This window comes from Rickettsia australis str. Phillips (genome assembly GCF_000273745.1).
Lineage (GTDB): Bacteria > Pseudomonadota > Alphaproteobacteria > Rickettsiales > Rickettsiaceae > Rickettsia > Rickettsia australis.
This window is the reverse complement of sequence record NZ_AKVZ01000011.1, coordinates 34,541-55,478: the sequence shown is the minus strand read 5'-3', so window position 1 is coordinate 55,478 and position 20,938 is coordinate 34,541. Positions and strand designations below refer to the sequence as shown.

Below are 20,938 nucleotides of genomic sequence, written 5' to 3'. Positions count from 1 at the left end.
AATTATATACAAATTATAAATAAGACTACCATACTTGATTAAAAGCTGATAATCTAATAACTATCCATATATACTTAAATTACAAATCTCTTGAATTTTTAAGATAATAATCTTAATCATTATAATTAATGAGTTATATACCATGTATTTATGTTTAGCAAACACTTAATTTATGACTTTAAAAAACGATTATAAAACTATTTTTTTCTCGCTTTTGGGAATATTTATTTTTTCCTGTATCAATGCTATAAATTTTTATAATTTTAAAATCTTTTTACTGATAAATAAAAATCTAGGCGGAGAACAAATAAATCATATAAATCAAACTAAATTTATAGGTTCGATAATCGCAGGCTTTGCCTTAACACAGTTAATTAATAAGTTAAGTAATAAAAAAATTATTTTACTTAGCTTATCTTTATTAATTATTTGTACAATAAACCTCATTGTATTAAATAATTATACTCTAATTAAAATTAATTTTATTTTAATTAATTTTGGAACATTTTCATATTTCACTTCTATAACATTAGACATTGTTGAGAGTAGCAAAGAAAAGAAATATTTTTTTTTAGCTTGTATAATGTTGTTATGGGCGGGTGGAAACTTAATGGTAGATTTATTAAATCCATTTATAAAACCGACAAATAATACTATAGTAATTTGTGCATTGTTATATTGTATCAATATACTAACTGAATTTTTGCATTATAATCCTACATCTCATAAATTAAATCTAAATTCAAAATTCTCATCCTTAATAAAAAATGTCGAATTACAATTATTGACAGGCTTCGTAGTTGCTTATGTCACCTTGGATATATTATGGTATTATGAAGCTTTTGCATTAAAGAAAGAATTAGCATTAATTAATTTAAGACTCATATTAAAATATATTTTCCTAGCAATATGTGTTTCTATAATTCCTATATGCTACATATTAAGCAAAGTAAACAAATATTTGGCTAATTTATCACTAACTATAATTCTGCTCGTCTGCTTTATTTTACTACCGCTTCATGGAACTAGTAAAAACCTTAATATATTATATATAATACTAATCGGTAGTTGTTTAGGATCCATTTATATTTGCAATATTTTAATACTAATTGATAAATTTAGAGATTACGAACTCAGAACAGCTTTATTTTCGTATTTTTCAATGTGCAGCATCGGTATATATGCCGGAGCTTTATCATCTCATGTACCTTACGGCACTATTAACGGCAGTGATTTCTTATTTTCTGTTTTTGCCGTAGTCGGTAGTTTTGTAGCCTATCATTTTTGGTATTTTATTAAGTATCAATTGTATAGATTTTAAATTTAACTCTATGTCATTCCTGCAAACGCAGGAATGACATAAAATGAGCCGTACAACAATACCTATTACTGCTCGTAATGACGATTATGTAATATTTTGTAACATAATATAACTTGTATAATTTGGCATTAAAGATTAATATTTAAATATATTTTTTATAGTCTCGCATGCAGCAAAGTACATTATTAAAACCGGTTAGTTGTTACGGAATTGGGGTTCACTCAGGCAAACGCACCCAGTTAACTATAGAACCCGCTAAAGCAAATACCGGAATTATATTCATTAGCACCGATATATCTTCTGAAAATAATTATATTGAAGCTAACTATTTCAATGTTTCCGATACCTTGTTATCTACCACTATAAGTAATGAGCATAAAGTGCAAATTTCAACAATTGAACATTTAATGGCAGCACTTTGGGGATGCAGTATTGATAATGCAATTATTAAAATTGACGGTCCTGAAGTACCAATTATGGACGGCAGTAGTAAACCTTTTGTATTTATGATTGAATGTGCAGGAAAAAAATTACAAAATGCTCCTAAAAAATATCTAAAAATTTTAAAAGATATAAAAGTAGTTCATAAAGATTGTGAATTATATTGTACTCCTGCCGATCACATGACTGTAGATTTAACTATTGATTTTAACAGTAAAGCTATAGGTAGACAAAATCTAAGTTTTAGAGATCAAGAATCTTTTACTAAAAATATTGCGGATGCTAGAACTTTTGGATTTATAAGAGATGTTGATTATTTAAAAAGCAAAGGACTTGCCCAAGGTGCCTCATTTGAGAATGCTATAGGAATAGATGAGCAGGATAAAATCTTAAACCCAAACGGCTTACGTTATGAAGATGAATTTGTTCGCCATAAATTATTAGATTTATTCGGTGATTTATATACCAGCGGCACTAGCGTTGTAAGTTCAATTAAAGGCTACAAAACCAGTCACGCTCTTAATAATGAATTATTGCATAAAATATTTAGCGATACTACCTCTTACAAATTTGTAACTAGCAACGAGTTATAATAATCATTTCATATTGTTAAATTTCGCTTTCTTTTTTGCATCCTTTTTAAATTTTCACGTTTTGTTCTTTTTATTTCAGCATTATTAACTTTATCTTTATCCATAGCTTTAGTTAACGGACTATATCCTTCGGCTTTACTAGGCTTTTCATAAAATGGATTCATTACATTTTTAATATCTTTAACATAACTCTCTTGTCTATTATCCATTGTTATTTTATTTTCTTTAAAAAATTCTTCTAAACCGTTTCTTTCTATTTCAAAATTAAAATTACCTCTTATTTCTCGAAATTTTTGTATTTTTTGGTCTTTATTCATACTCCAATAATTCTTATCCGTTATTAATTTTTTTAAAGCCAACGTTTGCAATACTTGATTTTTAGTATAATTCTCTAATAGTTCTAAATTTTCATATATAGGAGTGTCTTGTTTTTTATATTCTTCATTTATATTTAATTTAAATATTGCTTTTATTTCTATTTTTTCCTTTTCAGTAAGACCGTCGATAATTAATGATACGGTCGTAACTACACCGTAACCCGTAGCTTTTAATATATCAAGCACATTACCGCTAGCACCTTTAATAATAGAGGCAGCCAAATTTACGACTCCACCCAAATTATTTCCAAATATTCGTCCTGTACTTTTCAATTTATTTACATTTAACTCATACTTATCTTGAGTAACATCCTTACATGCCGTTTGCGGCGTATATAATTCATTTTTCAAAATATCTTTTAAGCTTGGTTCTAATGATAATATATAATCTTGCTGACTTTTAGCATTTCTGTTATGTACTAATAAATTATTCTCTTTATGAAGTTTACGCAAACCATGCACTTTCAAAGTCTCATTTATAGCTTGAATTCCTACGCTAACTCCTGAAACAACAGCTACAGCTATAATTATCGGTGATATAGGAGTAAAAAGCCCGGAAACTGCAATTGCTATAGAAGCTACGGAAACTGTATAACTTAAACTATTGCTAAATAATATTTTACCGATTTTACTTTGTCTAAAACTAGTCCAATAAGATTTTAGCTTATTAAATATTGTTCTAACCCTTGATTTTTTTGAATCAGACATTTATTTTTCTCTCCAAAGAACAAATATTTTTATAAATTTTTCTTTTATTTAATTAACTTCTCTTACAACTTAAATTATAGTATAAATTCTAATAAAAAAACAAAATAAATGTCTGGAAAAGAATTAAATAAAATTGTTGCAGCCATCTTATTTGCTAGTTTAATTGCTATGATGGTTGGATTTATTGCAAATATATTATATAAACCCACTCTAGAGTTACAGCATCGCGGCTACAGCGTTGCGGTTCAAGAATCATCAGAAAATCAAGATACTATCGCACTAGAGCAAGCACCAATCAATATACCGGAATTGATGAAAACAGCGAATGCCGATAACGGTCGTGAAATAGCCAAGAAATGTTTAATGTGTCATTCTCTTGATAAAGACGGTCCAAATAAACTAGGACCGCATCTCTGGAATGTAGCAGGCAGGCCAAAAGCAAGCATAGCAGACTATAAATATTCCCCTGCTCTATCAAAACTCGGTGGCATATGGGATGATGATAGTTTATTTGCTTTCTTACATAAACCAAGTAGCTATACACCAGGAACTAAAATGTCCTTTGCCGGTATCTCAAGACCACAAGACATAGCGGACGTCATATTATTTTTAAAAACTTATGTTCATGATAAATAATCACCTCACCGAAATATGGTTAATAATCGGCATAATTTGTGTAGTTGTTGAATTTTTTGCAGTTCCAAATATTGGATTTTTATTCTTTGGGCTTGGAGCATTATCAAACACTCTTGTGGTATATCACTATCCTCTAGTTAGCTTAACAAATCAAATAACATTTTTTGGTATATTATCGCTTATTTGGTTTTGCATATTATATTATCCTCTTAAAAAATATGTTTATAATAAAACTGATAGAACAGAAAATTACTCAGATATGATAGGCAAAACGGTAGAGGTTTATAGTTCTACCGTTTCTTCTGATACTATAGGACAAGTAAGATGGTCCGGTGCTATTATGAATGCTTACCTTGCTCCAAGTGAAATCGATGCAAAAACAGGCGAGCAACTCTTCATCATTGCAATCAAAGGGAATGTACTAATTTGTTCTAAGCATAGACCTAAAACATAGAATCAAACCCTATATAATTTATGCCAAGATTAATAACGCATCATGGATTAAATAAATCTACTTTTGATGCTTCACAACTTAAAAAAGAGTTAGAAAGTCTTTGCCATTAGATGAACAGCTTTCCTTACTTGATCAATTACGCGAATTTGAGTTAGGTCGTTTTTTGTTGGCAAATAAAGGACTCAATGGTTATTGGACATCTTATATAATAATTCATGGTCTTTCAAAAGAAAAACTCCACATTTTAGAAAGATGGATTTTGTACCATGCTCCTTCTGTTAAAGCTACCCAAGAACGCTTTAACATATTGTACAACATTTTACAGGATAAGTTAGAAGACAGAATGAAATTTATTTCTGTTCCTTGCGGTACTATGGACGATTTGCTTACATTAGATTACAGCAAAATAAAAGAAATTTATATGACAGGGATTGATCTAGATGCTAGTTCTTTAGAACTAGCACAAGAAAACGCTAAAAAGCATCATCTTACGCATGTTAACTTTTGGCAACAAGATACTTGGAATCTTGATATTCACTAGGAATATAATATCCTTACGAGTAATGGTCTTAATATCTATGAATTTGATGATGATAAAGTTACTGATCTATATAAACAATTTAGTAAAGTGCTTAAACCTAGTGGTATACTAATTGCAAGCTTTTTAACACCTCATCTAACATTATCAAAGAAATCTACATGGACAAATGTTAATACTGTGAATGCTTTAAAACAAAAGGCTATTTTTGCAATATTATTAACGCTACATAGCAAGTTTTTCGTACAGAAGCCAAAACACGTACACAGCTAAAAAAAAGCAGGATTCCAAATCCTTGAAATTACATATGATTCTCAAGGTATTTTTCAGACAATAGTAGCAAGAAAAAATAATAATCGAATTCAAACATTCTCTTTAAACCAATCAAAAGCTTTTTTAAAGAAGCTACTATTTTCATCAAGTCTAATATGAGCAAATTCTTTTTGCTGTTTTAGAGCATGAATTTTTAGCATTCCTATAGTTGCTGAATACATAGCCGGATTATAGTCTTCTGTAAAACCGGCAATAATCTCCGGTTTACCGATTCTACTCTGTTTTTCAAAAATTTTATTTGAAAGCTCTTTAAGCCCTCTAAGCTGAGACCCGCCGCCGGTAATTACAACTCTAAAAACTTCAACCTGCCCTTTTGTTGCTTTATCATATTCGGCTTTTACCATTGATAATATTTCTTCGACTCTTGCTCTTATTACCTCGGCTAATTTATAAATTGTTACGGAAGTATTTAAATTATGATGAGTCTCAACCTGAAAATCATCCATATTTATAATACTATCTTTCTCAAATAAAGGTATCATTGCATTACCGTATAAAATTTTTAATTTCTCTGCCGTAACAAGATCAATACCGAAAACTTTAGCAATATCTGAGCTAATATGAAAACTACCTATATTTACATGCCATGTATATATTAATTTACCGGCAAAAAAAATGCCGAAAGAGGTAGTTTTATCGCCCATATCTATAATAAGCGAGCCTAAATTTTTTTCATCATTTGTAAGACAGCTAATAGCAGAAGCATAAATTGCTAGAGTAATATTTGTGACTTCAACATGACATTTAGCAAAGCATTGTACAATATTTGATAACATATTTGAACTAGCTGCAATAATATGTAATTCACAACTAAGCTCTCTACCGTACATACCTATAGGATTCTCGACTGAATTATTATCAAGAGTAAATTCAAGAGGAAAATAATGAATAATTTCTTGGTTTTTAACTTTAAACTCAAGTAATGCTTTTTGTAATAACTTTTTAATATCCTGCTGCGTTACGGTTTGCCCGTTAACTTTAATGGTATAATTAATATAATAAGATTTAGTATCGGCACCTGACAACGATAATATAACTTTTTTTATATTTTTACCGCAATCTTTTTCAAGTGCATAAATTGCCGAAACAATGCTAGTTTCAGCATTTTTTAAATCTGATATAACTCCTGATTTAATACCTTTAGAATGATGCAAATTTTGGCTAGCTACTTTAATCTCACCATTTTTACTAATATAGGCAGCAATTATAGCGATCTTACTACTGCCAAAATCAAGCGTTACAAAATTTGATATTTTCTCTTTCATTTTTTTATGTTTGTTATTCCAAAAACATCATTGCGAGGAGCGAAGCAACATGGCAATCTAGAAAAAAATTTAAAAAATTCTGTAAATCAGAATTTTTAACTAAATTGCTTCGTCGAATTACTACGTAATTCTCCTCGCAATGACGATTCTCAATACTTTTCAATATAATACTTGTTCTTATCCCTTAAATCCAAAGCCTTATAATTTTGGTTAAATAGCTTGTTAGCTTTATTTAGTGCATCGACATACTTTAATGCTGCTTCAAACTCTTTTTCAGGTAACTTAATACTTATATTACCTTTAAGATTTAAATCCCACCTTCTATCTCCAACCCTTATAGCAACTAAAGCTTTATTCATTAATGCCGGATATTTCTGTAGCTCTAGTACTAATTTACCTGCATAGATATTTGCCCCTTCCCCTACAACATGTAATAAATGAGGAAAAGGTTGAATATTTTTACTAATTTCGTAACCTTCTTCATCGACTAAGAAAAGCTGATTATTAATTTGCCAAATAGCAATAGGTTCTCTTTCAAATAATTTTATATATACCGTATTTGGTAATCTTCTACTGACATATACCTCCTTGATCCATTTATTTTTCTTTAAATTATTTCTAATTTCATCTAATTTAAGAGCAAAAATAGGACTGCCATTATTCGTATTTAAAACCTTTAATATTGTAGACTCACCGACATTTTGCTGTCCTTCGATGATAACATTCTCAAGTTTAAACCCAAGTTTCGTTGTTGTTTGATATATATTTGTTATTAAGTAGGTTTTTATGCCGGCAAAATATTTTGTAAAAACAAATATACATACAAAGATAATTAAAGCAATCTTAAGCCCTAATATTGCTTTTTTGTAAATTAGTCCTAATTTTCGGCGTAATGAGATATTATTAGGTTTTTTTTTGTTTTTTTTATTGGAGCTTGTTTTTTTTCTCATGATTCAAAACTTGCCGTCTTTATAATTTCTTCAATTAAGTTAGTAAAATTTATCCCTGCATAAGCTGCAATTTCCGGCACTATTGATAAAAGAGTCATACCTGGGTGAGTATTTATCTCCAAAGCATATAATTTGTTTGTCTGCTCTTCTAAAATAAACTCTGCTCTAGCAGGACCTTTACAATTCATTGTTTTATAAATTTTTTCTGATGCTATAAGTAATTTTTCATATAAATTAGCAGGTAGCGGAGCAGGACAAAGATGTTCAGCAAATCCTTCAGTATATTTAGTTGCATAATCATAGAAACGATTTTTTAGTAATTTAATCTCTAAAACTCCTAAAGCTTTACTGTTTAATACCGCTACTTGCAATTCGCGTCCTTTTATATATCTCTCTATTACTACCTGATCACCGTAAGGAAAATCATAATCGGCAAAGTTAAAATCATCTTCTTCAAATATCACTTCAACACCAATACTTGATCCTTGCGTAAGAGGTTTGATTACATATGGTCGTTTCATAGGATCAGTTTTTATATTATCGCTTTTACTTACAACAATACTTTCTGCCGTATTAATATTATTCGTTACAAACCAACTGCTAGAATGTATTTTATCGAATGCTAAAGCTGAAGATAACACGCCGCTATGAGTATAAGGAATCCGCATTATATTAAGTAATCCAGGCAAGCAACCATCTTCACCATATGTACCGTGTAAACAGTTAAAAACAATATCAGGTTTTATTTTTTGTAATTTAACCGCAATATCCGCTCCCATATCAATAAAGGTCACTTTATATCCTAATTCAATCAAGGCTTTATGAACCCCTTCGCTTGATACTAACGATACTTCACGCTCAGCAGACATACCGCCAGCTACTAACGCTATATGTTTTTTACCGGTAGTACTTAATATCTTGACTACAGAATGTTCTATCCAATGTGTTTGATATTTCATATTATTTATTGCGAGGAAAAACTGTAAGTTTTGACGAAGCAATCCAGTACAAAATGCTAATTTATAGCATTTTGTACTGGATTGCCACGCAGTCTACGACTGCGCGCAATGACGGTTTTTAACCACACTGCCCTATTCTCTTAATTTCCCACTTTAATTCAACGCCGCTATCTTCAAATACTTTCTGCCGGACAAAATCAGCTAAATCTTCTAAATCCTTAGCGGTAGCATCACCATTATTTATCATAAAATTACAGTGAAGTTCTGACATCGAAGCACCGCCTATTCTATAGCCCCTAAGCCCTGCTTTGTCAATAAGTTCCCAAGATTTAAGCCCTTCAGGATTTGCAAAAGTACTACCGCCCGTACGCTCTTTAATAGGCTGAGTCGATGATCTTGCGTTATTGATTTCATTCATCCGTAATAATATATTCTCACTATCGCCTTTATTTACTTTAAAAACGGCTTTGAGAATAATTAAATCCTTTGGTAAATTGTTGCCGCGATATTTAAAACCGCTTTCTTCATTAGTAAATGTTCGAAAATTTCCTGCAAAGTCAATCGCTTCTATTTTAACTATAATATCTTTAAATTCAGAGCCGTAAGCTCCAGCATTCATAGCAACACCGCCACCGATAGTACCAGGAATACCTACTAAAAACTCAAAACCGGAAATAGCATTTGCTTGACAGAATTTTGCTAAATTATAATTAAGGCAGCTGCTACCTACTATTAAATGATTATCTATAAACTCAATATTGCTAAAATTCTGACCAAGTTTTATAACAACCCCTTCTATGCCGCCGTCTCTTATAATAATATTTGAGCCTGCACCGAAAGTAGTTATAGGTAATTTTTGTTTATTTTGTATTAAGAAATTTGCTAAATCTTCGCTATCTAAAGGTTTAAAGAAAATTTCGGCATCACCGCCTACTTTAAACCATGTCAGATGTTTTAAATTATAATCTTTTTTATACTCGCCCTTTACTGTCGGTAAAATTAACATATTTTTACTTTCATCTGTTTTCTTGTATTACGTTGTTGCATGGATATCAAGTGCGGGATGACAATCTCTCATCTAATTCATTAGCAAAACTTGAAATATTACCTGCTCCCATCATAATGATCATATCACCGGAAGCCGCATTATCTATAATAACTCCAACTACATCCTCTAATTCAGCTAAAAAATTTGCTTGGTCATGATGCTTATTTTTAGTAATCTCATTAACTAAATTTTGACCTGTAATCCCTTCTATGTGCTCTTCTCCTGCAGCATATATATCGGTAATATAAACCATATCCGCATCATTAAAACAACGCATAAAATCATCAAATAAATGCTGCATCCTTGAATATCTATGAGGCTGAAAAATAGCAATAACTTTACCGTTTTGCTTATCGGCTATATTTCGAGCCGTAGCAAGCGTCGCTTTGATTTCCTCAGGATGATGAGCGTAATCATCGATAACCACCGCCTTATTATATTCAGCTACTTTAGTAAATCTCCTCTTCACTCCTTTAAAATTATTAAAACCGTTTTTAATAGCTTTAATACCAAAATCTAATTCTATCCCAACGGCAATTGCAGCAAGACTATTTAAAATATTATGTCTTCCAGGCGTGGGAATAGTAATTTTTTCAATAATCGTTGTACCTAGTACATTTGGTAGACTAATTTTTACGTCAAAAGTAGAGGAAGCAATATCAGTGTTAATATTAAACGCTATAATATGAGCATCTTCTGAATCGATTCCATAAGTAACAATCTTCCTTTCAGTAATATCATCTACTAACTTACGAACTATTTTATGATCGATACAACAAACGGCAAAACCGTAAAACGGCAAATTAGTAATAAAGCTTTTAAATGCACCAATTAATGTTTCAAAATCTTTATAATAATCTAAATGTTCAGGATCAATGTTAGTTATTATCGCAATAGTTGATGGAATATGAATAAACGTTGCATCCGATTCATCGGCCTCCGCAATTAAATAATTACTTGAACCAAGATATGCATTAGTCGATTTATTATTTATAATCCCGCCGTTAATAACTGTAGGACATAAACCGGCAGCCTCAAATAAACAAGCAATTAAAGAAGTAGTAGTGGTTTTACCGTGCGATCCCGACACTGCTACAGAACATTTTAATCTCATAAGTTCAGCGAGCATTTCCGCACGCCTAATAATCGGAATTTTACGCTCTAATGCCTCTGTTATTTCAGGATTATTTGAATTAATTGCCGATGAAATAACAACATACGAAACATTGGTAATGTGCTGCTTAGCATGTCCTAAAAATATTTTAATGCCGTATGACTCAAGTCTTTTAGTATTATAATTTTCTACTAAATCGGAACCTTGTACTTTATAACCTAGATTATGTAATATCTCAGCAATACCACTCATTCCAACACCGCCGATACCTAAAAAATGTATAGTTTCTAAAGTTTGGTTAGTTTTTTTTAATTCAAGTAACAGCATCTAAGTTTAATTATTTAAAGTTGAGTTCTGCATAGAGGTTTTTATGTAGATTGTCAAGTATTATACTTCGTATGTCATTCCCGCGTAGGCGGGAATGACATACGAGACAGATTTACACTACTCCACCCTATCAAATTTTGCTTCGGAATAGAAGTTCCCTTGTAGCCCACCGACTTTTAGATCAATTAAAAATTTGGCTATTTCTCCGTTTTCTACGAATTCAGCTACTGTTTCAATACCTAAATCTTCTGAAATTTTAATTAATCTTTCTACAAAATACCTACTTTGTACATCACTTGTAATACTACGCACATATTTACCGTCAATTTTGATAATATCAATTGGTAAGCTTTGAAGTTGTTTAAAAGAAGTAAAACCCGAGCCAAAATCGTCTAATGCAAATTTACATCTGTACTTACGTAGTTTATTAATAAATAAAGTTATTTTATCATAATTCTCATTGAAAGAAGTTTCTGTAATTTCAATAATTAAACGATCCCGAACATTATGAGCTTTTAATAAGTTTTCTGCTATTTCCCATAAAGCTTCATCGCCTGTTCCTATATTTGAAATATTAACGGCTAACATTAAGTTTGGGTTGCTTGCAAGTTCGTTAATAGTCATTTCCAAAACAATTTGATCAATTATAAAAATTAATCCTTTATTTTCAGCAATAGGTATTATAGGACCTACGGAAATATAAACGCCGTTCTCGTCAGGTATACGAAGCAGACATTCATAATAATGCACTTTCATGGTATTGCGACCTATTATAGGCTGATAAGCAAATCGCATAGTATTTTTTGCTAAGGCTTGTCGTAATAAGTTAAGCTGAAGATTAGATTTTCTTATATTTTCCAAATCATGTTCTGTACTGCTATATTCACGGTAATAATAATTATTATTTTGTGAAAGTAACATATTTAATATTTTTTCAATTTCTTGAGCATTATTACTTACTTTTGGAAATTTAATACTAGCAATATAACAATTCATATAAATTGCCGGCTTCTGTTCATTAATATAAAGCTGCGAAAATAAATATAATTTTCTAGCAAAATTTTTAATTAAGTCAGAATCAGTAGTATTTAGGATAAATAATATTCTATCTTTCTTTATTTTCTTAAACTTTGAAAAAATATTAAGTTCTTTGCTTACATCCTCAATGATTTGATCTAAATCTTCAATTATAAAATGCTTATCCTGCTCTATAAATTCTATTTCATCATAATTCACTAATCTACAAGCAAAACATACGCCTTTTTCCAATTTATCTATCTCATCTTGTAAATCTTTATAATCCGTTATTAATTCTGACATTGCCATTTTTATCATAAAATTATATACTTAAGGATATTAGGACATTTTTACTGTAAATGAAATAAAAATATGAGCCGCATAGAAAGGATACAAGAAAAATTAAGTGTGTTAAAACCACATTTTCAAGAAATAATAGATGAAAGCTATAAACATGCTAGTCATTATGACGGAATTCACAGCCATATAAAAATAAGAATTGCTGCAGAAACATTACAGGGAAAAAGCTTAATTGTAAGTCACCGCACTATTAATAACTTACTTGCCGATGAATTTAATAGCGGCTTACATGCTTTATCTATAGAGGTGATATGAAAACAAATAATATTTTAAAAGTAGCCGTTGGAGCGAGCAGCGTAGCACAAAAAGCCTTAAATAGTATATCGGATAAAAGCTGTGGCATAATTGAGGATAAAATAATTAAAGGTAATTACGTCACTCGCGAAGAATTTGAAAAATTACAAACTTTAGTAATAAAACTAAAAAAAGAGTTAACAGAGTTAAGCGGTAAATAATTAATCAACTAGCTTTAGAATTTTCTATTTTTGCTTCTAGCTCTTCTATTTCTGCTTTAGATAATCCTGTGCACTCTATTATTTGCTGAACAGTTTTACCTTGTTCTAGCATCATTTGTATCCGCTCTGCTTTCCCTTCGGCTTTACCTTTTTCAAAATTTTTAGATAAAGCTATTTCCTCAGCATCTTCTATTAATTTTGCTCTTATGTATGCGTCATACTCTTTTCGCGGGGGTAGGTTATGCATTTCTATTACATTATACACATCTAATACTTTCTTACTCTTGATATTTGCAGGCGGACTAGTTTCGTTTTCTGCACACTTAAATAAATGTAGCCATTCATCTATAGTATTATCAAACTTATCTTTATCAAACTTTTTAAGCTCTATAAATACATAGAAAAATCAAATAAATATTGCTTATTTGTTTTAGTTTCAAGCATTTGATGCAGACTTATACAAGGTACTTCATCATCAAAAATTTTAGTCTTACTAAGCGCAATAACTATTACCGGTAGTAAATCTTTATGCTGTATTCCTTGAGTAAGTTGCTGTACGTATGAATGAGCCAAATAATATTGCACTCTTTTTTAAGTAATCGCTTTCATTTCTTTTTTGCATTTCGATTATATACCAGCTACCTGCTTCATCTTTAACCTTTAAATCAAATATGCTTTTTTTCCCTTTATCAATAATAGGTACTTGCTCTACAGGTATAAAGTCTATTTCTTTAATCCTAAACCCCTCAGGTAATTCAAGAACTGCATTGATAAATTCCTTTAACCTTTCTAAATCACGAAAGATTTTTTTAAATAAACTATCATTAGTGGGATCTAAATATCTTTGCACATTAATTATTACTTTTGGTATTACTGATATTATATAGCTTTTTAAGTAATAAGTAAATAATACTAGAATATGTACTTTTAAGAGAATAATTATTGCTATTTTTTGACGAACATTATGTCTTTTGATCGGTTCTGATTGATACTATTGCTGACATGCCAGGGACTAGATTAGCATTTGGGGATTCAAAATCTATTAAAACAGGTACACGTTGTACGATTTTAGTAAAATTACCTGTAGCATTATCGGGTGGGATTAAACTAAATTTAGAGCCGGTAGCAGGAGCAATATTACGAATCTTCCCGTCAATTATTTTTTTAGGCAAAGCATCAAATTCAATTTTGACTTTCATACCAGACTTAAATTTCTTAATTTGCGTTTCTTTAAAATTAGCCTGAATATACATAGTATTATCTTGAACTATAGAAAACAACACCCTACCCGGTACTATGTAATTTCTGACTTCTAAACTACTATTACCGAATATACCGGGTACCATAGCAATAAGTTTAGTATTTTTTAAGCTCCTTAACGTTACTTTTTTGTTTTCCGTTAGCTCTTTAAGTTTTGCCTGTTCTGCTTGCTTTTTCAAGCTCAAGAAGTTGTAAATTTTGCTTAGATATATCTAACTAACTGTGCTTGTTTATAATACGTTTTGGCTTTTTGATATGCGTTTTTAGCATCACCTAATGTTTTAGAACTAGCAAATTTTGCCTTATTTAATTCCTGCACTCTAGTAAAATCTGTTGAAACAATATCAAAGCTTATTTTAGTAAGCTTTAATTTTTCAGCCGCCTGTTCTAGGCTAATCTGCCCTATTGAGGTTTTTTGCTATATAATTTCTATATTTTTTATGCAAGCTTCAATAGATGCTTCAAGTGCTGCAAGCTTTGCCTTATAATCTCTATCGTCAATTTCACCTATCAGATCACCTTTATTAACTTTAGTATTATCGGTAACAAATAACTTTGTTAAAACACCGCTAACTTCAGCACTAACATTTGAAATATCTGCATCTATGTAAGCATTATCCGTGGATTGTGTATTTGCTCAAACATACATTCTATATCCCAAATAAATAAATATTATTAAGGCTATAATAATTACATATTTAGTAAATGGATGATGTTTGTATTTGTCGATAGCTTGTTGTAATATACTCGGCATAATTAACTTTACCAATACCCTCTATGTTTAAAAAAATAACAAATTGGTATAGAAAGAATATATATAACTGCAATTAACGGCAGTGAATACCATGGATATATGATAAGATTTATAATCACAATAGCAATTAAAATCATTGCAAGCGATAAATATTCAGGTTTAATACTCAAATTTTTTGTTGAGATTGTAGGAAGCCTACTAGCAAGTAGAAAAGCTATAATAACCAAATATATATTAATTGTTATAGTATGAGTACGGGTATTAATATTTAATAACGTACCGATTTCAAAATCTATCATTACAGGAGTTAAAGCAAGTAAAGCACCGCATGGGGCAGGTACACCGGTAAAAAAATATTCAGTTTTTTTATCTTGTTTCGGTTGATAAATACCAACGTTAAAGCGCGCTAAACGTAATGCCATACACACTATAAATAATAGCATTACTGCTGATGAAAATACCTTATATTCATATTGCTGAAAAGACCATAAATATATTAAATAAGCAGGAGCTATACCAAAATTAGCAAAATCGCATAATGAATCAAGCTCTGCACCAAATGGGCTAGCTGCATTTAGCATCCTTGCTATTCTACCGTCGATACCATCAACAATTGCCGCTACTATAATGCAATATACCGCAAGTTCCCACCTGCTATCCAAAGCAAATTTTAAAGAACTCATACCGGTTACTAAACCAAGCAACGTAATAAAGTTGGGAATTAATTTTATTAGAGGTACAGGTTTAGTTATTATAGATTTACGAATTTTTAACAATTTTTATACTCCCAAGTGTCATAACATTGCTTGACTACGGTATCCATAAAAACAATAAAAAATACTAGTATTTTACTGGATCCCACGATTAAGTCGCCGGGGGGATATGACAAGGTGGTGGCATCGATCCACACAACGACGCTGGTCAAGCCCACGGTATGATATTTAACTATCTTCTCTCAAACTTAAATTCTGCTGTCTTTTTACATCCAAAATCAGCAATGATAGTTTCACCACCTATAGCAGTCTGCCCTTTACTCACTAATAAAGCTGTTTTCAACGGTAGATACACATCTACTCTGCTACCAAAACGAATTATACCGTATCGCTCACCCGTTTTAACTTCATTCCCCTCTTCTAAATCACAAACTATACGCCTTGCTATAAGTCCTGCTATTTGAACAAAAACGATTTTCTGCCCTTTATCAGTTTCCATTAATACTGATTGACGCTCATTATAAATACTAGCTTTATCAAGTGAAGCATTAAAAAACTTTCCGGGATTATAATGAAGTGCTAAAATTTTTCCGTTTGCCGGGATCCTATTAACATGGACATTAAAAATATTTAGAAAAATACTAACTCTAATCATTTCCATATCACCAAGACCTAATTCTGGGGGTGGCAGTGCTTCCTTAATTTCTTGAATTATTCCGTCTGCAGGACTTATTACCAGATCATCACTTATAGGCACAAAACGATCAGGATTACGGAAAAAATAAATACACCAAGCAGTAGCGATAAATCCAATACAGCCAAGTTTTTCATTAAATGATGCTAATAAAAAACTTACTAATGCAAAGCTAGCAATAAATATATATCCTTCGCGGTGAATAATTTTAAATAAATCATTATATTGTTTCATTTTAATCCCTATGAATCTTCTTAACGCGAATAGCGCATTACATAAGTAATTTGCTATTCGCGATTCTTATTATTTTTAACTATGCCTGCTCTGCTTTATCTTCGTGGTTTTCACTCTCATCTTCATCTTCTTCTTGAGGGGTAGCTTGGGCTTCTTGAGCAGAACCAAGAGCATATACGCATAAATCCGGAAGTGGAACACCGTTTTTTTTAGCAAGATCATTTAGCTGTGATATTGCTTTCATAACCTCATCAGGAATAGTACCGCCTCTTTCGTCAGATAACCATTTTGCTTGAAATTGTAGCGGATGATGCCCTTCTTGAGGCGTCCCTATATAAAACTTAAACTTGGCTCTTTGTCCACCAAAATCGCAGTCAAATTCAAACTCTTTGTAATGTGCCATAACTTATATGAATTAATAATTATATTCTAACAATAAAAATGCAAATCTAAAATAATTTCTTTCCAAGAGGTTACTGAATCAGTTACTTTAAAGCTAATCAAATGCTTTTTTGCTACAAATTATAAGATTTTCTTGAAAAGAACTACTATTCCTTCCAAAATCTTATTAATTTTTGCTATAAAATTTCTTTAATTATCAATTAAAATAACTGATACAGATAACCTCTAATATTTTTTAAGTTTCTTAGCAATATAACAATTTGAATATATAAATTTATCTCTAGAATCTATAATTATCCCGCCTCCTTCCTTAATAAGAAGCTCAAATGCATAATATAATGTAAAATTTAATACTGATAAACATATTAAATCCGCTTTACCTGAAGCTACAAGCGTAACACCGTAGCAAGGAGAACCAAAAGATCTAATATTATCTACCTCTATCGCCTCCAAATCATTATGATTTACATCTTCAATAATTGCTAAACAGTTTTTTAAATCGGCATTATCGGAAACTCTAAGTCTTAATCCTTGATAATTAGAGTTTAAATTATTTTTTTCTATCCAAGCTCCTTTGCCTTTTTCAGCATAATAAACTTCATTAAGAGCAGGAAAATATATTACTGTAGAAGTAGGAGTTAAAACTTCTTGATTCCTTTTCAAATACGTTACAGATATCGAAAAAAAAGGTATGCTTCTAGCGAAATTATTTGGGCTATCTATAGGATTAATTAAAAAAACACTCTCATAATTATTATTTAAATCAAATTGATCCTCCGGAAAAAATAAATATTGTGTATGTTTTTGCAATTCTTCACATAATAAAGTTTTTAATCTTAAATAAGATCGCTTACAAAATTCTTCGTTTCTTACAGAATTTCTTTGCAGCATTTCAAGTTCTAAAAAATCTCTATGCAAAAACTTAACTGCTTTACGCAGGGCATTAATTAATAAATTAGTTATAGGTTGCATAATAGAAATTTATTTAGCTCGCTCGACATATGTTATATCATCAGTTTTAACAACAATTTTTTCTCCTATTTCTAAATATTGCGGTACCTTAACTTTAATACCGTTTTCTAAAACTGCCGGTTTATAAGAAGCGGTTGCGGTTGCTCCTTTTATTACCGGATCAGTTTCACTAATTTCAAGTATAACAGTTGGAGGAAGCTCAATATTTAAAGGCTTTTCATTATAAAATTCGACTTTAACAATCATATTTTCAGTTAATAAAGGTAATTTTTCTTCTAAAATTTCCTTAGGGACATTTATTTGATCAAAATGTTTGGTATCCATCAATATTAAATCATCACCTTCAAAATATAAAAATTGATAGTCTTTTTGTTCAAGTTCGGCTTTTTCTAAATAATCGGAAGAACTGAATCTATCGTTACGCTTTGTACCTGTTTTTAAATTTTTCATCTCAACTTGTACATAAGCTCCACCTTTGCCAGGTTGCGTATGTTCTGGTGTTTTGCATACAACCCATAAATCATTATTACAAACTAATATGTTACCTGTTCTAATTGAATTTGCTGAGATTTTCATATATTATACATTTAAGACTTAAAATTAAAGTATAAATATACAAATTATTTCATTTAAAAACAAGAATTTAATCTTATGACCACAATATTAGTAGTAGATGATATAGAAACCAATATTAAGTTACTGACAGCCAAACTTTTAAAAGAGTATTATACGGTTCTTACTGCAAATAACGGCAAAGAAGCAATAGCAATTCTTAAAAAGGAGAAAATCGATACTATACTACTTGATGTTATGATGCCGGAAATGGATGGATTTGAGGTATGTAAAACGATAAAAACCGATCCGGAAACTACTCATATACCGGTCGTAATGGTCACTGCACTTTCTGATATTGATGATCGAGTTAAAGGTCTTGAGGCAGGGGCTGATGAGTTTTTAACAAAGCCGATTAACGATACTGCTCTATTTGTAAGACTTAAATCGCTATCTAGAATGAAAAGCTTAATTGATGAATTAAAGCTTCGTAATAGCACTAATGCATTATTAGGCGTAACAAATATCGAAATGCATGACACTTTTGCAGATAAAAAAATATTACTAATTAATGATGATGTAGTACAAGCTAAAAATATAAAACAAATGTTACTTAAGATTACCCAAAACGTAAAGGTCATCAGTAATTCCGATGAATTAGATATTATAAATGAATATACACCAGATTTAGTAATTATCAGTAGTACGCTCGAAAATGAAGATCCTTTGAGAATCAGTGTTATTTTAAGAGGTAAAGCAGAAATAAGCGGCGTGGTAATAATTTTACAAATTGATGAAGACGGTATGCCTTTAGTTGTGAAAGGTATTGAACTCGGTATTAATGATTATTTCGTTTACCCTATAGAGGAAAGCGAACTACTTGCCAGAATTAGAACACAATTAAGGCGTAAGCAATATCAAGATAATTTACGTAATGATCTTGAACAAAGTGTTAATTTAGCAGCTAAAGATGGCTTAACCGGCTTATTTAATCGTCGCTATTTTGATATACACCTCAAACAAATGATTGAGAAAGCTAATAACGAAACTATTAAATTATATTTACTTATGTGCGATATCGACAATTTTAAACACGTAAACGATACTTACGGTCATCAAGCAGGCGATAAGGTTTTAACGATTGTATCACGTATTTTGAAGAATACGCTCAGAGTAACAGACTTAATAGCAAGATTCGGCGGTGAAGAATTTACTATACTTTTAACGGATATAGATATTTCTAAAGCAATTGAAACTGCGGAGAGAATTAGAGTTAAAATAGAATATATGGATTTTCACATTGAAGATCAAATTGAACCTTTACAAAAAACTATTTCAATCGGAGTTACGGAATATAAAAAAGAAGAATCAATAGAATCTTTCATTGAACGTGCTGATAAAGCTATGTATGAAGCTAAAACAACGGGTAAAAATAAAGTAGTAAAATTATAATTGATTTTTTAAAGTAAAAAAATAATGAGAAATTCTTCCAAAAAACATCTTGATTTACCATATAGACTAGGAGTCGGCATGATGATATTAAATTCCGATAACCATATATTCGTCGGTAAAAGAATAGATACAAAAATATCTGCATGGCAAATGCCTCAAGGTGGGATAGTCCCGGGTGAAACTCCAAGTATTGCAGCAATGCGTGAGATGTTAGAAGAAATAGGAAGCGATAAAGGATATATTATTGCCGAAAGCAAATGCTGGTATAGTTATGATGTACCAAGCTTTTTAATACCTAAATTGTGGAACGGTAATTTTCGTGGACAAAAACAACGCTGGTTTTTAATTAGGTTTACCGGACATAACAAAGATATTAATATAAATACCTCTAATCCGGAATTTGACCAATGGCGTTGGGCATCACTTGACGAACTATTATCTATTATAATTCCTTTCAAACGGAAACTTTATCAAGCCGTCGTAAAAGAATTTGAATCATTAATTCAGTAAAAATTTTATATATACCTCTCATAAATGAAGAGTTGGTAGACGAAGTTTAATTTGGAAAAGAGAGAAGCATCTTGAAACTAATAAATGCAACGTACATATTAGTACGTGAGGACTATCAGCACAAGATAACGTAGCCAATTTTTCAAATTAAACAAGTATACTTAACTATTTAGACCCTCTTGATACTCTATTTGACCTAAACATATATTATGTTGATCGCTATCATCATAGTAATCAGAATTTATATGTATCTTAATTTTATTAGCTATGTATCTTATGCCTAATATGCTTAATGTTACTGCTGTTGTAATACAGATAAATATAGTACTTGTAGCAGCACTATTGACCTCTCCATCACCTTCAACTAATTCATTTATAGCACTAAATAATGAAGTATCCGTATCATTGCCTAAAGTAAATACAGCACATTCATTTGTTCCTCTAGACAATAAACTAATATCTTTATCGCAACTAGATTCAATCATATAATATTAAGTTA

24 protein-coding genes and 1 pseudogene are annotated in these 20,938 nt (G+C 30.7%); 9 read left to right on the top strand and 16 right to left on the bottom strand.

Annotated features, from left to right (window positions below):
* Window positions 1–172: 172 nt before the first annotated feature.
* Together A452_RS0101400 and lpxC are read left to right on the top strand one after the other, a co-directional pair.
* Entirely contained in the window at window positions 173–1,321 is a 1,149-nt protein-coding gene (locus A452_RS0101400; protein ID WP_014413016.1) for an MFS transporter, read from the top strand.
* 167 nt (window positions 1,322–1,488) lie between these two features.
* Window positions 1,489–2,355 carry a UDP-3-O-acyl-N-acetylglucosamine deacetylase gene (gene lpxC, locus A452_RS0101395; RefSeq protein WP_014413017.1) on the top strand — a complete coding sequence of 289 codons (867 nt, stop codon included), beginning with the start codon at window positions 1,489–1,491 and terminating at the stop codon, window positions 2,353–2,355.
* Window positions 2,356–2,363: 8 nt separating this feature from the next.
* Here lpxC and A452_RS0101390 read toward each other — a convergent pair whose 3' ends face one another.
* Window positions 2,364–3,440, bottom strand: coding sequence for a hypothetical protein (locus A452_RS0101390; RefSeq protein ID WP_014413018.1), 1,077 nt, complete (start codon window positions 3,438–3,440; stop codon window positions 2,364–2,366).
* A gap of 108 nt (window positions 3,441–3,548) precedes the next feature.
* On the opposite strand from A452_RS0101390, the gene A452_RS0101385 reads away from it, so the two are divergent.
* The 3 genes from A452_RS0101385 (at window position 3,549) to A452_RS0101375 (ending at window position 5,071) form a co-directional block, all read left to right on the top strand.
* Entirely contained in the window at window positions 3,549–4,076 is a 528-nt protein-coding gene (locus A452_RS0101385) for a c-type cytochrome (RefSeq protein ID WP_014413019.1), read from the top strand.
* Window positions 4,060–4,530 (top strand): NfeD family protein, encoded by a 471-nt coding sequence (locus tag A452_RS0101380; protein WP_014413020.1) that lies wholly within the window; start codon window positions 4,060–4,062, stop codon window positions 4,528–4,530. Before A452_RS0101385 ends, A452_RS0101380 begins: the two co-directional genes overlap by 17 nt.
* Before the next feature lie 100 nt (window positions 4,531–4,630).
* Window positions 4,631–5,071: a methyltransferase domain-containing protein gene (locus tag A452_RS0101375; RefSeq protein WP_014413021.1), complete on the top strand. Its 441-nt coding sequence runs from the start codon at window positions 4,631–4,633 to the stop codon at window positions 5,069–5,071.
* 359 nt (window positions 5,072–5,430) lie between these two features.
* On the opposite strand, the gene ftsA is transcribed toward A452_RS0101375, so the two are convergent.
* From ftsA to A452_RS0101345, 6 genes are all read right to left on the bottom strand, one after another.
* Complete coding sequence (gene ftsA / locus A452_RS0101370; RefSeq protein ID WP_014413023.1) at window positions 5,431–6,666, bottom strand: cell division protein FtsA; 1,236 nt, start codon at window positions 6,664–6,666, stop codon at window positions 5,431–5,433.
* Window positions 6,667–6,815: 149 nt separating this feature from the next.
* Window positions 6,816–7,616: a cell division protein FtsQ/DivIB gene (locus A452_RS0101365; protein ID WP_017208476.1), complete on the bottom strand. Its 801-nt coding sequence runs from the start codon at window positions 7,614–7,616 to the stop codon at window positions 6,816–6,818.
* The gene (locus A452_RS0101360; RefSeq protein WP_014413025.1) at window positions 7,613–8,575 is read right to left on the bottom strand and encodes a D-alanine--D-alanine ligase; all 963 of its coding nucleotides are present in this window, start codon (window positions 8,573–8,575) and stop codon (window positions 7,613–7,615) included. Before A452_RS0101360 ends, A452_RS0101365 begins: the two co-directional genes overlap by 4 nt.
* Window positions 8,576–8,693: 118 nt before the next feature.
* Window positions 8,694–9,581, bottom strand: a complete 888-nt coding sequence (gene murB / locus A452_RS0101355; RefSeq protein WP_014413026.1) for a UDP-N-acetylmuramate dehydrogenase — start codon at window positions 9,579–9,581, stop codon at window positions 8,694–8,696.
* A 46-nt stretch (window positions 9,582–9,627) separates the two neighbouring features.
* Window positions 9,628–11,064, bottom strand: a complete 1,437-nt coding sequence (gene murC, locus A452_RS0101350) for a UDP-N-acetylmuramate--L-alanine ligase (protein ID WP_014413027.1) — start codon at window positions 11,062–11,064, stop codon at window positions 9,628–9,630.
* Between the two features lie 117 nt (window positions 11,065–11,181).
* Window positions 11,182–12,399, bottom strand: coding sequence for an EAL domain-containing protein (locus A452_RS0101345; protein WP_014413028.1), 1,218 nt, complete (start codon window positions 12,397–12,399; stop codon window positions 11,182–11,184).
* A gap of 54 nt (window positions 12,400–12,453) precedes the next feature.
* Here A452_RS0101345 and A452_RS0101340 point away from each other — a divergent pair, with 54 nt between their 5' ends.
* Window positions 12,454–12,696: a BolA family protein gene (locus tag A452_RS0101340; protein WP_014413029.1), complete on the top strand. Its 243-nt coding sequence runs from the start codon at window positions 12,454–12,456 to the stop codon at window positions 12,694–12,696.
* A complete protein-coding gene (locus A452_RS0101335; protein ID WP_014413030.1) occupies window positions 12,693–12,896 on the top strand; it encodes a hypothetical protein in 204 nt (67 codons plus the stop codon). Before A452_RS0101340 ends, A452_RS0101335 begins: the two co-directional genes overlap by 4 nt.
* A gap of 4 nt (window positions 12,897–12,900) precedes the next feature.
* On the opposite strand, the gene A452_RS11725 is transcribed toward A452_RS0101335, so the two are convergent.
* From A452_RS11725 to efp, 8 genes and pseudogenes are all read right to left on the bottom strand, one after another.
* Complete coding sequence (locus A452_RS11725) at window positions 12,901–13,161, bottom strand: hypothetical protein (RefSeq protein WP_014413031.1); 261 nt, start codon at window positions 13,159–13,161, stop codon at window positions 12,901–12,903.
* 261 nt (window positions 13,162–13,422) lie between these two features.
* The gene (locus A452_RS11720; protein WP_014413033.1) at window positions 13,423–13,746 is read right to left on the bottom strand and encodes a PD-(D/E)XK nuclease family transposase; all 324 of its coding nucleotides are present in this window, start codon (window positions 13,744–13,746) and stop codon (window positions 13,423–13,425) included.
* A 112-nt stretch (window positions 13,747–13,858) separates the two neighbouring features.
* A pseudogene (locus A452_RS07870) lies at window positions 13,859–14,910 on the bottom strand (HlyD family secretion protein).
* Between the two features lie 8 nt (window positions 14,911–14,918).
* Window positions 14,919–15,686 (bottom strand): CDP-alcohol phosphatidyltransferase family protein, encoded by a 768-nt coding sequence (locus A452_RS0101315; protein WP_014413034.1) that lies wholly within the window; start codon window positions 15,684–15,686, stop codon window positions 14,919–14,921.
* Between the two features lie 169 nt (window positions 15,687–15,855).
* Window positions 15,856–16,551 (bottom strand): phosphatidylserine decarboxylase, encoded by a 696-nt coding sequence (locus A452_RS0101310; protein ID WP_014413035.1) that lies wholly within the window; start codon window positions 16,549–16,551, stop codon window positions 15,856–15,858.
* A 79-nt stretch (window positions 16,552–16,630) separates the two neighbouring features.
* The gene (locus A452_RS0101305) at window positions 16,631–16,954 is read right to left on the bottom strand and encodes a DUF2610 domain-containing protein (RefSeq protein ID WP_014413036.1); all 324 of its coding nucleotides are present in this window, start codon (window positions 16,952–16,954) and stop codon (window positions 16,631–16,633) included.
* Between the two features lie 224 nt (window positions 16,955–17,178).
* Complete coding sequence (locus tag A452_RS0101300; RefSeq protein WP_014413037.1) at window positions 17,179–17,925, bottom strand: inositol monophosphatase family protein; 747 nt, start codon at window positions 17,923–17,925, stop codon at window positions 17,179–17,181.
* 9 nt (window positions 17,926–17,934) lie between these two features.
* Window positions 17,935–18,501, bottom strand: coding sequence for an elongation factor P (gene efp, locus A452_RS0101295; protein WP_014413038.1), 567 nt, complete (start codon window positions 18,499–18,501; stop codon window positions 17,935–17,937).
* A gap of 75 nt (window positions 18,502–18,576) precedes the next feature.
* On the opposite strand from efp, the gene A452_RS0101290 reads away from it, so the two are divergent.
* Window positions 18,577–19,929, top strand: a complete 1,353-nt coding sequence (locus tag A452_RS0101290; protein WP_014413039.1) for a PleD family two-component system response regulator — start codon at window positions 18,577–18,579, stop codon at window positions 19,927–19,929.
* A 24-nt stretch (window positions 19,930–19,953) separates the two neighbouring features.
* Window positions 19,954–20,439 (top strand): RNA pyrophosphohydrolase, encoded by a 486-nt coding sequence (locus tag A452_RS0101285; protein WP_014413040.1) that lies wholly within the window; start codon window positions 19,954–19,956, stop codon window positions 20,437–20,439.
* Between the two features lie 161 nt (window positions 20,440–20,600).
* Here A452_RS0101285 and A452_RS07865 read toward each other — a convergent pair whose 3' ends face one another.
* Window positions 20,601–20,924: a hypothetical protein gene (locus A452_RS07865; RefSeq protein WP_037197291.1), complete on the bottom strand. Its 324-nt coding sequence runs from the start codon at window positions 20,922–20,924 to the stop codon at window positions 20,601–20,603.
* Window positions 20,925–20,938: the final 14 nt, after the last annotated feature.